Below are 13,578 nucleotides of genomic sequence, written 5' to 3'. Positions count from 1 at the left end.
AAGCGCCGTCAGAACGTCTTCCGCCGGCTTGCCTGTCAGTTGAACGCGAACTGAAGAGCGGGGTATCCGGCCTCGTGCGAAGTTACGCGCCAGCGGCTATTATTCCATCGCTTGCGCGTCGATTGTTCCGCGGGAACCGGATCGAATCCATGCTGAGAACCGTCCGCTTCACCCCCGTTGGTTGGCGCGCTGCGATCAGCTTGGCGCTCCTCGCGATCCTCTCCTGCGGCGAGTCTCCCACGACCGTGCCTCCCCCGCCTCCGCCCTCGCCGCGGCCTGCCACGCTGTCCGTGAATCCGACCGCGGCGGAGTTGACCGCCTTCGGCGACACCCTCCATCTCACCGCGGAGGTGCGCGACCAGAACGGTCAGGTCATGTCCGGCGTTTCGGTGACCTGGGCAAGCAGCAGCGCCGGGGTCGCGACCGTAAACGCGTCCGGGCGGGTGACGGCCGTGGCCGACGGAGTGGCGACGATCACCGCGGCGTCGGGTTCGGCGTCGGGGAGCGCCTCGGTGACGGTAGCGCAGGAGGTGAGCGAGGTCGCCGTTTCGCCAGCTGCCGACACTCTGCTCAGGGGCGAGACGCGGCAACTGGAGGCGGAGGCCCGGGATGCGAACGGCCACGCAGTGGCAGGTGCGGAGCTCACATGGGCGTCCAGCGACACCTCGGTGATCTCGGTCGACTCCACGGGCCTTGCCACGGCGGTGGCGGAAGGAGCGGCGGTTGTCACCGCTGTTTCCGCCGGGGTCGCGGGGCGGGCGGAACTGCGCGTCTTGCCGCCGGAGCCCGCGACGGTCGTGGTGACGCCGGCGGCGGATACCATCGCCCCCGGAGACACGCTGCGTCTGGCGGCCGAAGCGTTCGACGGCGACGGGCAGCCCTTGCCCGGGGCGTCCTTCACCTGGAGTTCGGACAACGAGTCGGCCGCGCGGGTGGACGCTTCGGGCCTCGTTCTGGGCATCCTCGAGGGTGCCGCCACGATCACCGCGACCACGGGCGCGGCGTCGGGAAGCTCGGAGATCACGGTACTCAACCCGGACCGGGCGGCGCTCATCGCGCTGTACGAATCAACCGGTGGTCCGAACTGGAACGACAGCCGGAACTGGCTGACCGATGCGCCGGTCGCGGCCTGGGCCGGCGTCCGGGTCAAGGGATCTCGCGTCTCGGGTCTGAACTTCGGCCCGAACAACCTCCGAGGTCCCCTTCCCGCGGAGATCGGTAATCTCACGGAACTTGAAGACCTCACTCTCTGGGGAAATGCGCTGACCGGCTCGATTCCCCCGGAGGTGGGCAACCTCGAACATCTCGCAATCCTGAATCTCCACGGCAACCAAATGACCGGCCCGCTTCCGGCGGAAATCGGCAACCTCGTCAACCTTACGGCGGTGAACCTCAGGATAAACGGGATTACCGGCCCGATCCCGCCGGAGGTGGGGAATCTTCGCGACCTGGAGACCCTGGATCTCAGCAACAACAGGCTGACGGGCCCCATTCCGCCCGAGTTGGGCAACCTGTCCAGCCTGACGGGCCTGAATATCTACGCGAACGGCCTGACCGGTCCGCTCCCGCCCGCTCTGGGCCGCCTCGCAAGCCTGGAAACCCTGACGCTGTCACAAAACAGGATCGAGGGTTCCATCCCGTCGGAACTCGGCGACCTGGTCGCACTCAGAAGAATCACGCTCGCGTCGAACAATCTCTCCAGTCCCATTCCGCCGGAGCTCGGGAAGCTCGCCGAGCTCGACCAGCTGGACCTCGGAGGAAACAACCTCAGCGGGCGGCTCCCGCCGGCCCTTGGTGACCTCTCCCTTCTGAGAGTTCTCAGCCTGGAGTCCAACCGTCTGACCGGCCCGATCCCCCGGAGCTTTCTCCAACTGGGGCAACTCACGGCATTTCGTTTCCGGTCCAATTCCGGCCTGTGCGCCCCCGGTACGACCGACTTCGTGTCGTGGCTGGAGGGGTTCTTCTTCCCGGGACCGTTCTGTAACGAGTCCGACGTGGCGGTACTGGGGTCGCTGCATGAAGCCACCGGCGGCGCGGACTGGACAAACTCCGACGGTTGGCTCGCCAACGCGGCGACGAGCGAATGGCACGGTGTTCGGGCCGATTCTCTGGGGCGCGTGCAGGTGCTGGACCTGAGCGGCAATGGCCTGGCTGGACGTCTTCCTCAGAATCTCGGCCTCCTGACGGAGCTGACGGAACTACGGATCGGCGGTAACGCCCTCTCCGGCCGACTGCCACTCTCCCTGACGGAACTGGCTCTCCGGGAACTCGCCTACGCCGGCACGGAAATATGCGCCCCGACGGACGCCGCATTTCGTGACTGGCTCGCTGCGGTGCCCTCCCACGACGGGACGGGTCTCGAGTGCGAACCGCGTTCGGATCGCGATGCTCTCGAGTCGCTGTACGATGCGACGGGTGGACACAACTGGATCCGCCGGGGGAACTGGCTGACGGACGCACCACTCGAGGACTGGGATGGCGTCAACACGGATGACGAGGGGCGAGTCATCGGGCTCTACCTCGGGGGCAACCGGCTTACGGGTCTCATTCCGCCTGAACTCGGCGAGCTCTCGAAGCTGGAGACGCTGTGGCTCGTCGAGAACGGTCTGAGCGGCCCGATTTTGCCTGAACTGGGCAACCTCGGCAACCTGAACTTGCTCGCGCTCCTTGGGAACCGTCTGACCGGCTCGATCCCTCCGGAACTGGGGAACCTCTCCAGACTGGAATCGCTGCAACTCTCCTCCAACACGCTGACCGGCTCGATTCCACCGGAACTGGGGAACCTCTCGAGTCTGGAGCGGCTGGATCTCGCGGCAAACGCCCTGACGGGTTCGATACCACCCGAGATAGCTGACCTCTCCAACCTGGAGAACCTGGATCTCTCGGAGAACTCACTGACGGGCTTACTTCCATCGGAACTGAGCCGTCTCTCGGAGTTGAACGCTCTGTCTCTGCGCAGAAACCACTTTACAGGACCGATCCCGCCGAAGTTCGGCGATCTCCACGGCCTGCGGGAACTTTCCCTCGACTGGAACAACCTGTCGGGTCCGGTGCCGCCGGAACTCGGTCGATTGACGAGCCTGCGATTGCTGGGTCTGGCCAACAATGCGGGGCTTTCGGGGGTCCTCCCCGCCGAACTCACGGCCCTGCGCGAACTCGATACCTTCCGAGCCGGGGGAACGGAGCTTTGCGTGCCCTCCGAGGAGCGCTTCATCTCCTGGCTGGAGGGGATTTCGATCCGACGCGTGGCGCTATGCGCGCGGGTCTCCGCCTACCTCACGCAGGCTGTGCAGTCGCGTGAGTTCCCGGTACCGCTCGTGGCGGGGGACGAGGCCCTGCTGCGCGTGTTCGTGACGAGCGAGCGCGCCGCCGGAGCGAATTTCCCACCGGTCAGGGCCGGATTCTTCGTGGGGGGCACGGAGATCCACTCCGCCGATATTCCGCCATCGTCCGCTCCCATACCCGCCGAGGTGACCGAGGGCGACCTGCGGGCGTCCGCAAACGCACTGATTCCTGGAGATGTGGTGCAAGCGGGACTGGAACTGGTCGTCGAAGTCGATCCTGACGGGACGCTCGATCCGGCCCTCGGGGTTGCCGGGCGGATCCCGGAGACGGGTCGGCTGCGGGTCGACGTGCGAGCGATGCCGACTCTGGACCTCACGCTCGTTCCCTTCATCTGGGATCAGACGCCTGATTCGACGATCATGGACATGGTCCAGGGCATGGTCGAGGATCCCGAAGGACACGAACTCCTGTGGGGCATACGGACGTTGCTGCCGGTGGGCGACCTCGACGTGAAGGGCCACGCGCCCGTAGTGACGTCGACCACGCGAGGCCGTGACCTGCTCCACCAGACGGCAGCGATCCGGACCATGGAAGGAGCGACCGGGCACTACATGGGCACGATCACGGGCCGCGCCCCCGGTTTCGCCGGAGTCGCTCAGCGCCCGGGCCGGGCCAGCTATGCGCGGGCGGACGCCGGGGTCATGGCTCATGAACTCGGGCACAACATGAACCTCCAACACGCTCCCTGCGGGGCGAACAGCTTTCTCGATCCGGCTTTCCCCCACGAGCGAGGCTCGATAGGTGCGTGGGGGTATGATTCTCGCCCCGGTTACGGACTGGTCGCGCCGCATGTGAACGACCTGATGTCGTACTGCAGGCCGCAGTGGATCAGCGACTATCACTTCACCGAGGCGCTCCGCTACCGGCTGAGAGATGAGGGGACGGCTGACGCAGCCGTCGCGGCCGCTAAGACGAAAACCCTTCTGCTGTGGGGCGGAGTGGACGGCGACGGCACTCCGTACCTTGACCCCGCACTGGTCGTTCGGGCTGCGCCGACGCTCCCGCGGCCGGGCGGAGAGTACGTGGTCTCGGGACGGACCGCAGCCGGCGCCGAGCTGTTTTCGCTTCGCTTCGACATGCCGGAGTTGGCGGACAGCGAGGACGGCTCGAGCTTCGTGTTCGCGCTCCCGGTCGAGCCGGAGTGGGCCGACAGCCTGGCGGAGATCACCCTGTCGGGGCCCGACGGTGCCTTCACTCTCGACGGAGAGACGGACCTTCCGGTGGTCATTCTGCGCGACCGCGACACCGGCGAGGTGCGGGGCATCCTGCGCGACATGGCTCCGGCCGACCTGGCACGGGGAGCGGCGGCGGGCGTATCGCTTGAGCCGGGACTCGAGGTCCTGTTCAGCCGGGGCATCCCGGATTCGGCGGAGTGGAGACGCTGATCGCGCGGATCGCCTGATGGATTGGGTTCTCCAACGACTCAGCGAAGGCGCCTAGCACCTGGCCTTCAACCCCGGTCATTCAAGCAGCTTGAAGACGGCGTCGGCGGCGGCGCTGTAGAACTCGATGTTGAGCTTGGTCCAGATATCGTCTGGAAGGTTCATCAGTTCTCGGCGGGCGGTGACCGGGAGGAGGAGGACCGAGGCCTGCTTGTCCACGGCCAGTTCGGCGATCGCGACGGGGTCGGCCATGCGGTCGAGGGATCCGCCGAGATTGAGGGGGCCGGTGATGCCACCTTCACGCTCTCGCGGAAGGGGGGCGGGACGGGCTGGTTCAGGATCTTCGTTCCGCCGCCTGGTCCCTCGGTGACCTCGATCCGGTACAGGCCGGGCCCGGTCTCCGGGAGCCCGGGTCCGATGGCCCACACCTGGCCGGGCGGGAGGGGATCGGGGTCGATCGCCTCGTCGCTGTGGAGTTCCGGGGTGGCGACGAACTGTTCGGTGCCGTCCACGCCGAGGGTGAACGAGAAGTGCGTGTTGCGGAACTCGGCCTTTAGGCAGCGCTTCTGCTGCTCCTTCACGCGGCGGCGTGACTCGAGTGCGAGCCGCACCATCCATTCCAGATCCTCGTCCGCGACATCCATGTCGGGGTCGGGGAAGAGGAGCTTGAGAAGTCCGGAGACCGTCTTGTGGACCGCCTCGATGTCCCGGCCGGAGAGCGCGCCGCCCCAGAAGACGCGGTTCTGAAGGACGGAGAGGCGCGGCTGGGCGCGCAGGCTGGTCCAGCAGGCGCTCAGGAAGTCGTTGACGAGGCCGAAGTGGTCCGTGAGGTGTTCTCTGGGGTCGAGCTTCGGGAAGTCCCAGCCCGGAGCGTAGGCGTGGATTCGGTCGTGGAACGCGGTGTCGTCGCGCATCTGCTTGGGGAGCGGGCTGAGGAGGTGTCCGACGCGCTGCTGCTGTTCGACCGAGACGTTGAAGTTGCCGACCATCACCATGCCGCCCTCGGCGCGGATGCTCTCCTTGCCGCGGCTGAACTCGCCGGACGCCATGTAGCCCTTCATGATGTTGACGCCGTCCTTCTGGTCGAAGGAGACGCCGGCGATCTCGTCGAAGCACACGACATCGTAGTGGCACACGAGGCCGCGCTGCCCGCTGGCCATGTTGACGAACATCTTGGCGACCGTCGCCCGCCCGCCCGAGATCAGGTGCGAGAAGGGGGAGAGCTGCTGGTAGACGTGGCTCTTGCGTGCGCCGTGGAAAGGCGCGCCTTCCTTGCGGGTGCAAATCCCGCCCGGCAACTGTCGCTCCAGCCGGTAGCAACCGGAGCGGCTCATGGAGGTAACGACATGGGTTGAAGCACTTCGGTACGGGCCGCGCACGATACGCGACACCCTACACGGGCACGAAGTCGGAAACGGTGGAGACGGCCAAGGGAGGAGCTAAGTCGGAAGGCGGTTCAGCGACCACGCGGGCCGAAACGCGAGTGAACGCCGAGCAGGCCTCGAAACATCAAACGCGGGAGCCGACCCTCCGCAAGAAAGGGGAAGGCCGCCGACTGGCCGGGAAAAGAAGAGCGACGGGACAATCGGCTGGTTTCCGCCGGGGTAGTGGCGTCGGCACGTGTGGAAGATGGAGAGTGTGGCAACGCGGGAAGCCCCGTCGGTGCCGTGGCACGCGGCAACCGGAACCCCGCGAGGGGCAGGCCGGGCCGGCGGGGTGGCGGATGGGCCCGTAGTACCGGGGACGCGGGGTAATGCCCGTCGAGGGAAGGGGCCCTGAGTTGGGAGCGGTACGGAAAGGAGGCAGGGACATGACCACTGGCGCGAGCCTAACAGGGTCGGTGAGCGTTCGGAGACTCCAGACCGTGCTACATGCGAAAGCGAAGGAAGAACCCGGACGGCGCTTTCACGCCCTTGTCGACAAGGTATGGCGGGAGGACTTCCTGCTGGCGGCATGGGGGATGGTCCGGCGCAACGGCGGAGCGGCTGGCGTCGATGGTGTGACGGTCGCGGACATCGGGGCGCACGGAGTGGAGAGCTGGATCGGGGAACTGTCGCGGGACCTGAAGGATGGCACCTACAAGCCGAACCCGGTGAGACAGGTGCTCATTCCGAAGAAGCAGCCGGGGAAGTTCCGTCCCCTGGGCATCCCCTGCCTGAGGGACCGGGTTGCGCAGACGTCGGCAATGCTGGTGCTGTCGCCGATCTTCGAGGCGGACCTGGAGCCGGAGCAGTACGGATACCGGCCGGGACGAAGCGCCAAGGACGCGGTCAGGCGGGTCCACCGCCTGCTGCGCGGGGGCCGCAACGAGGTGATCGATGCGGACCTCTCGAACTACTTCGGCGAGATACCGCACGCCGAATTGATGAAGAGTGTTGCCCGGCGCGTTAGCGACGGACGGATGCTCGGACTCATCAAGGCGTGGCTGGAGATGCCGGTGGTCGAGGAGGACGGGGAGGGCGGCACGCGCCGCACGAACCGGGCGCGGAAGGAGAGAAAGGGGACTCCGCAAGGGGCTCCGATCTCGCCGCTGTTGAGCAACATCTACATGCGGCGGTTCATCCTTGGCTGGAAGGCGCTGGGTCATGCCCGGCGCTTCGGTGCGGAGATCGTGAACTATGCGGATGACTTCTGCGTGCTCGGAAGGGCCCCGGCGGCGGAGATGCTGGCGGCGGTCAACCGGCTCATGGAACGACTGAAGCTACCGGTCAACGCCCGGAAGACCCGATGCCTCCGATGCCCCGAGGAGCCGATCGAGTTCCTTGGATACCGCATCGGCTGGAACTATCGCCCGACGGACGGAAGCCGGTACATCGGCACCAGGCCCAGCAAGGCGAGCATTCAAAGCATACGCCGCAGGATCAGGGCGCAAACGGAGCCACGTTACGAGGGCTGTCCAGCAGAGGAGGTTGTAGGGCGCCTCAATCGGATGCTGTCCGGATGGGCAAACTACTTCACACTCGGCCAGGTCAGTCCGGCCTACGCGGCTGTGGATGCGTACGCGGCCCTGCGGCTGCGACAGTGGTTCTGCCGGAAGCACAAGGTGAAATCAGGAAAATACGTGCGATTTTCCAACCGACGGCTGTGGGAGGAATGCGGCCTCACGCGCCTTGCGCTGACGACACGACACCTTCCGTGGGCGAAGGCATGATCCCGGCTGAGAGCCGGATGCGGGAGATCCGCACGTCCGGTTCGATGAGCGGGGGCTGGAAACGTGACTACGGGAGCCGGTCTGCGGCCCGGAGCGAAAGCGACGGAATAGCCACCGGACCCTACGGCCGGCGCGCCAGCCCTCGACTCTACCGGTTCCGCGCGGTCCGAGTTCCACGAGGTTGTAGTTGCGCTCGACGAAGGGGATGAGCCGCAGGTGATCACGGCCGTGACCAGTCCGCCGAGCACGGCGCGGCGCTCGCCGATTCGCTTGATCACGGGCTGGACGAGTCCCCCCTGGACGAGGACCGCCATGAGTCCCACGAGCGCCAGCGACAGGCCGTTGGCGAGTTCTTCCCACCCGAACTTGTGTCCGGTGTAGAGCACCCACACGGTCTCGAGGCCGCGCTGGGCCATGATTACGAACACGAAGGACACGGCGAGGCCCGCCACCAGCGGATATGAGCGCAGCACGAGGAGGCTCCCGGCCGGGTTGGCCTTCTCCCAGCTGAAGGCGTCGCGCTTCTCGGGCGGCAGCGATTCGGGGAGGACGAAGATGCCGTACAGCGCGTTCACCAAGGCGAGTCCCGCCGCCGCGAAGAAGGGAAGCCGCAGGTCGATGCCGCCCAGGAGTCCACCGATGGCGGGACCGAAGATGAATCCGAGGCCGAAGGCCACGCCGACGAAGCCGAAGTTTCTGGCTCGCACTTCGGGCTCCGACACGTCGGCGATGTAGGCGTTCGCCGTGGTGATGCTCGCGCCCATCACGCCAGCGATGAGCCGGCCCGCGAAGAGCCAGCCGATGGAGGGCGCGAGCCCCATAACGATGTAGTCGATCCCGAGGCCGAAGAGGGCGATCAGGATGACCGGCCGCCGCCCGACCCGGTCCGACAGCGCCCCCAGGATGGGCGCGAAGAAGAACTGGGCGACGGCGTAGGTCGCCGCCAGGACTCCGAACCAGCGCCCCGCGAGCGCGGTGCTTCCTCCCGTGAACTCCTAGATCAGTTCGGGGAGGATGGGGATGATGATCCCGATTCCCAGCACGTCGATGAAGACGGTGATGAGGATGAAGACCATCGCCGACTCGGGGCCCCGTCCGCGTCCGTTCAAGCAGATCTCCTCGCCATCGCTCGTGGCAACCGCCACGGCGGCCACCACCGGTGGAGAAACGCGCGGGGCGGGATCCCCGCGTCAGGCCGGCTTCGGTCTCCCGTACGCGCGGGCGTTCTCAGATCTCCTCGATGACGAGCTTTTCCATGACCGAGTCGACGAATCCGAGCAAGGCGGGCCGGATCCGAGCCCATTCGTGGGCGGATTCGAACGACAGCGCCCTACCACCGTGTGCCCAATCCCGGAGATCCGCCGACTCGCCAAGCGTCTCCAACGCTTCTCGGGCCAGCTTGCATGATTGGTCGCCGATGCTGACGCTGAAGAGCGTCGGCTTCGGATACCCCGCGTACACGCCGAAGTACGTCTTGGTCTCCAGCTTACCGGCATCCGTGGGCAGCGTGACCTGAGAGACTTGGCAACTCCCGCACGTCATCCGTGTCACTCAGCGACCAGATTTGAACCCTGCTGTTCGTCGTATGCATGGGTCTCACCCTACGGCAATCCCCACACGGCGCCAGACCTGAGTGGACGGGGCTCGAGGGTCACGCCGGCCTCAGCGGTCGTGCCGCCGGCGGAGGGCGTCGCGGCGCTGGCGGTAGGGGGCGTAGACGCGGTCGTCGTCGCCGCCGCGGCTGTGGCTGCGCGGGTCCGAGAACCCCGTCAGGTGCAGGGTGACCTCGTCCGCCACGAGGGCGCCTCCGATCGCGCCGTCCGCCCTGATCCCCACGTCGCGGCCGAGGCCCACGGCGGGGTAGTCGTCGAACGATCCCTCGCTCAGCCGGTCGAGGAAGTCACGGGCTCCGGAGAGGGGCGCCGCTTTCGCGGCGTCCGCCCGCGGTCCTAGCGCATCGACCGCGTAGCTGCGGACGAGCTTGGGGAGGAACGCGGCCAGCGTCCCCGGCCGGTCGAACAGGTCGAGCCCGTAGCGCCGCTCGCCCACGGCGAAGATGGCGCCGACCTGGTCCGGGGCGGGGGTCACGTCCCGCACGTAGTCGTTCAGCGTCCTCTCGTGGCGATCGAAGATCTCGCTCATCGCTCCGGTCTCGGAGGGGGCGGACATCGCTGCGGCCGTCTCATCGATGGAACTCCAGACCCGGCCCTGATCGGAACGCCGCGTGCCCGTCGTGCGCATCGACGCCTGCACGCTCCGGTATCGCTCCGCCCGCCCGCTCGCGTAGTGCATGCGCTCGGACACCGCGAAGTCCCGGCGGTCGTACGACCACCGGCCGGCCTCCACGCACGAGACGGGGATGATCGTCGTCTTCCCGGCCGCCACGAGCAGGGTGAGGTTGGCAACCCGGTTTTGCTTGGCGCCGACCAGTTCCTCGCCGTCGACGATGAGCACGGGACGGTCCGCGCGGTTCTCGACCGCGAGGTCGGGCACGCTCCCGCCCTGCGAGACCTCGCGCACCGACACGAGTCCCTCCTTCAGCCCGTCCGCGAGCAGCTGGTAGTCGAGGGAAGGGCGCTCCTTCGCCGTGAGAGGGAAGACGGAGAGCCCCCCGTGGAAGGCCGGATCTCCGATGCTCAGATTCGAAATGGCGGTCTTGACTTGGTCCATGGGTCGACTCCTCGTATATTGTCAGTGATGATACGATGTTGACAGTAACGCGGATTCCCGGATAAGTCAACAGTAGTCACATGTACACGACATGAGTTGTCACGCAACGAAGGGACCGGCACCATGGGCGGCTACACGGTCGGGGAACTGGAACGCGACACGGGGTTCAGTCGCAGGACCATCGCCTACTACGTGCAGTTGGGACTGCTGCCCAGAGTCGGGCGGCTGGGGCCGAAGACCCGCTATCCCGAGCAGGTCCGGGACCGCCTGCGCTTCATCCGGCGGGTGCGGGAGGCGCAGGCGGCCGGGGAGGTGCCCCCCGTCTCGCTCAGCGACATCGGGGACGTCTTCGACCGTGCCCCGCCGGAACTGATCTCAGGCGTCGCCGCCGGACGAACGCCGGTGACTCCGGAGATCTTCTCGCCACCCGGCCCCCGATTCTCAGCCCCCTCGCGGCGCCGCGATGCGCTGCAGGACCGCCTGGACGTGCGCGAGGTCCGGGAGGCGTCGGCTCCCTATGCGCGTGCCCGGGCGAGCGACCCGTTGGAGCGATACGGTGCGGACTCCCTCGCGTCTTTTGCGCCCCCTTCCGACGTACTCCGCGAGCGCGAACCGCGGGCGTACAGCCAGCGGCGGGAGGCAGGGCCCCGCGACGACCCCGAACTTGCCGAGTTGCTCGCCACCGTGGAGGAGGCGGCGGAGTTGCTCGAGACCTTGGGACGGAGGCTCCGCCGAGTGCTCCGGCGTGGTCAGGACTCGATGTCGTAGAAGCTCTCGACCGGGGGCGGGGTCGCGGGGACGGGATCGGATTCGAGGGTCTCGCGCATCCCCGGCCCCCACCGGGCGGCGGCGAACCGGCGCAGGCCCGAAGCGCGTTCCGTCATGGCCGCGACGAGCCGGGTCGCGCGGTCGAGGCGTTCGGCGATCTCCTCCTGGATCGGCTCGAGACTCCAGTCGCCTCGCTCCATCACGTGCCCGAGGGCGATGCCGTCGGCGCGGGGGAGGATCCCGATCCGGCCGCCGCCCGGCGGGCTCCCCTCGAGGCTGTAGTCGAGTTCGGGCTGGGGGGGGAGGAAGGTGAGCTGGCCCTTGATGGGCGTCATCGTCTCGTCCCCGAACAGGGCCCGCGAGCCCAGCCCCGTGCAGTTGGCGATGAGCGGTTCGTCGAGCGACATGAGGTCGCGAGGCGTGCCGAAGTCGCGGATCCGCACCCGCCCGCCGAAGAGGAGGAACTCCTCCATCAGCCGGTCGAGGTAGATCGAGGGTTCGATGCGGAGCGTCGGCCGGCGGAGCGCGTACGTGCCGGGGAAGGGATGTTCTCCCGGCTGCAGCACCGTCGCCTCCACATCGAGACCGGGGTCGAGGCCGCTCTCGACCTCCGCCAGGCCCGAATCTTCGCTCGCCGGACCCGCGAGACGGTTCCTCCACGTGTACGTCGTCAGCCACGACACGCCGCGTCCCGCCCCCGCGAGCAGCTGGAGTTGCCGGTACGACGCGCGGACCGCGCGGTCGAACTGTGCGTCGAAGGACGGGGTCCGCTCCGGGGCCGACACGAGGTTCGAGAGGGGTGAAAACCCCGCGTAGGCCATGTTCGAGGTCGTGTCGGGCGGCAGCGCGCGGGCGTAGATGGTCACGTCGAAGCCGCGCCGCTGGAGCTGACGCGCGGTGGCGAGGCCGACGGCGCCGGCTCCGATGACGGCCGCCTGCCGCGAGGCGTGAGGCTCGGCCAGGTCGGCCACGAGCAGGCCCGTCCCCCACGAGAGCGAGATCCCCGCCCCGCCGTGCCCGTAGTTGTGGATCACGGTCTTGTCGTCCAGCCGCTCGGCGGCCACGCGGAAGCCCGCGGGACGGAAGGGTCGAAGCCCCACCGTGGTCCGGATGACGCGATCGGGTGAGACGCGGAGGAGGGGGAAGGCCGGCGCGGCCGAGGCCGGAGGATAGCGACGCCAGACGCCGGAGCAGCCCCCGAGCCCACCACTCAGGGCGGCCGCCCCTACGGTCTTGATCAGCGTCCGACGGTTCACTCGGCCTCGCCTTCCCCTGCGCCGCTGCGGCTGTGCCCGCAAAAACTGGCGCGAGCCACCCCGATCGGCCAGACGCGCCGTCGGATGTCGGACAGCGCTACAGGTCTTCGGCGAGACGGCGAAGGGCGGCCGCGGCGACCTTGTCCGGCGGTCGGCCGGGGGCGGGCGCGGGGTCGCCGGCGGGATTCGGAAGAGCCCCGAACGCGGAGCCGAAGAAGATCGCCCAGCCCATCGCGCGTACGACCAGGGCTTCGGGCGCGCCGTACGAAGCCAGGCACGCGCTCCGCGCCTGGCGGTCCTCGAACAACATCCACACGGCGGCGAGATCCGTCGCCACGTCGCCCGCCGCGAGGTCTCCCCAGTCGATGACCCCGGTGAGGATCCCCCCCCGGACGATGAGATTGGAAGGGTGCAGGTCTCCGTGCAGCCAGCGGCGCGCCCCGTGGGTCGGTGCGGCGACGGCGCGCCGCCACGCGCGGAGGAGCTCCGGAGTCACGAGGTCGGTCCGGTCGCTCAGCTTCGCGAGCCGGCCTTCGACGTCCCCGGCCCGATCCCTCAGCGGCCCCCCGCGGAAGGGGTTCGTCGGCGCTCCGGGCGACGCGATGGCGTGCAGTGCCGCCAGGAAGTCCGCGACGCGCGCCCCCTCGGCGACTCCGAGTGGCTCGACGTTCGCCGTCGTGCCGGGAATCCACGGGACGACGCTCCACGGCCAGGGGAACTCCGCCCCGGCCCCCCCGACCCGAAGCGGGACAGGGACCGCCACCGGCAGCTGGCGGGCGAGCGACGGAAGGCACGTCTGTTCCTTGATCGCGAGTTCGGCGGCCGCGCGCCGGCGCGGCAGCCGCGCCGCAAGGTCGTCGCCGAGCCGGTAGGTGACGTTGTCCCACCCCGAGTGGCGCTCGTGGATGGGCAGATCCGCCAAATCGGGATGCTGGGCCCGCAGCAGATCCGCCACCAGCCGCTCATCGATCCGGACTTCGGGTTCCGGCACTCCCGGGTTGGGCAC

At 68.0% G+C, this 13,578-nt stretch carries 8 protein-coding genes and 2 pseudogenes; 3 read left to right on the top strand and 7 right to left on the bottom strand.

Annotation, left to right across the window (positions count from 1 at the left end; genetic code table 11):
- Window positions 1-149 precede the first annotated feature (149 nt).
- Complete coding sequence (locus ACOQPP_RS09955) at window positions 150-4,730, top strand: leucine-rich repeat domain-containing protein (RefSeq protein ID WP_420636426.1); 4,581 nt, start codon at window positions 150-152, stop codon at window positions 4,728-4,730.
- A 75-nt stretch (window positions 4,731-4,805) separates the two neighbouring features.
- On the opposite strand, the pseudogene ACOQPP_RS09950 reads toward ACOQPP_RS09955, so the two are convergent.
- Window positions 4,806-5,980, bottom strand: a pseudogene (locus tag ACOQPP_RS09950) (BREX system Lon protease-like protein BrxL); the annotation flags it as partial.
- 611 nt (window positions 5,981-6,591) lie between these two features.
- Between ACOQPP_RS09950 and ltrA the strand changes: the two are divergent.
- Window positions 6,592-7,878: a group II intron reverse transcriptase/maturase gene (gene ltrA / locus ACOQPP_RS09945; protein ID WP_420636425.1), complete on the top strand. Its 1,287-nt coding sequence runs from the start codon at window positions 6,592-6,594 to the stop codon at window positions 7,876-7,878.
- Here ltrA and ACOQPP_RS09940 read toward each other — a convergent pair.
- The 4 genes and pseudogenes from ACOQPP_RS09940 to ACOQPP_RS09925 form a co-directional block, all read right to left on the bottom strand.
- The gene (locus ACOQPP_RS09940; protein ID WP_420636500.1) at window positions 7,777-8,085 is read right to left on the bottom strand and encodes a BREX system Lon protease-like protein BrxL; all 309 of its coding nucleotides are present in this window, start codon (window positions 8,083-8,085) and stop codon (window positions 7,777-7,779) included. The genes ltrA and ACOQPP_RS09940 overlap by 102 nt on opposite strands.
- Window positions 8,086-8,111: 26 nt before the next feature.
- Window positions 8,112-8,825: pseudogene (locus ACOQPP_RS09935) on the bottom strand (MFS transporter); the annotation flags it as partial.
- A gap of 280 nt (window positions 8,826-9,105) precedes the next feature.
- Window positions 9,106-9,420: a hypothetical protein gene (locus tag ACOQPP_RS09930; protein ID WP_420636424.1), complete on the bottom strand. Its 315-nt coding sequence runs from the start codon at window positions 9,418-9,420 to the stop codon at window positions 9,106-9,108.
- Between the two features lie 120 nt (window positions 9,421-9,540).
- A complete protein-coding gene (locus tag ACOQPP_RS09925) occupies window positions 9,541-10,548 on the bottom strand; it encodes an ARPP-1 family domain-containing protein (protein WP_420636423.1) in 1,008 nt (335 codons plus the stop codon).
- 96 nt (window positions 10,549-10,644) lie between these two features.
- On the opposite strand from ACOQPP_RS09925, the gene ACOQPP_RS09920 reads away from it, so the two are divergent.
- Entirely contained in the window at window positions 10,645-11,316 is a 672-nt protein-coding gene (locus ACOQPP_RS09920) for a MerR family transcriptional regulator (RefSeq protein WP_420636422.1), read from the top strand.
- Here ACOQPP_RS09920 and ACOQPP_RS09915 read toward each other — a convergent pair.
- Together ACOQPP_RS09915 and ACOQPP_RS09910 are read right to left on the bottom strand one after the other, a co-directional pair.
- Window positions 11,298-12,572 carry an FAD-dependent oxidoreductase gene (locus ACOQPP_RS09915; protein WP_419165436.1) on the bottom strand — a complete coding sequence of 425 codons (1,275 nt, stop codon included), beginning with the start codon at window positions 12,570-12,572 and terminating at the stop codon, window positions 11,298-11,300. The two genes, ACOQPP_RS09920 and ACOQPP_RS09915, sit on opposite strands and share 19 nt — an antisense overlap.
- A gap of 97 nt (window positions 12,573-12,669) precedes the next feature.
- Window positions 12,670-13,578: an aminoglycoside phosphotransferase family protein gene (locus ACOQPP_RS09910; RefSeq protein ID WP_419165435.1), complete on the bottom strand. Its 909-nt coding sequence runs from the start codon at window positions 13,576-13,578 to the stop codon at window positions 12,670-12,672.

Origin of the sequence: Candidatus Palauibacter sp. (genome assembly GCF_965222475.1) — a bacterium.
Lineage (GTDB): Bacteria > Gemmatimonadota > Gemmatimonadetes > Palauibacterales > Palauibacteraceae > Palauibacter.
Note: the sequence above shows the minus strand (reverse complement) of the source record. Positions and strands in the feature narration are given on the sequence as shown.

Coding starts and splice junctions, on each gene's coding strand:
- ACOQPP_RS09925 (WP_420636423.1), bottom strand. CDS start 10,548: ATGGACCAAGTCAAGACCGCCATTTCGAATCTGAGCATCGGAGATCCG.
- ACOQPP_RS09955 (WP_420636426.1), top strand. CDS start 150: ATGCTGAGAACCGTCCGCTTCACCCCCGTTGGTTGGCGCGCTGCGATC.
- ACOQPP_RS09930 (WP_420636424.1), bottom strand. CDS start 9,420: ATGACGTGCGGGAGTTGCCAAGTCTCTCAGGTCACGCTGCCCACGGAT.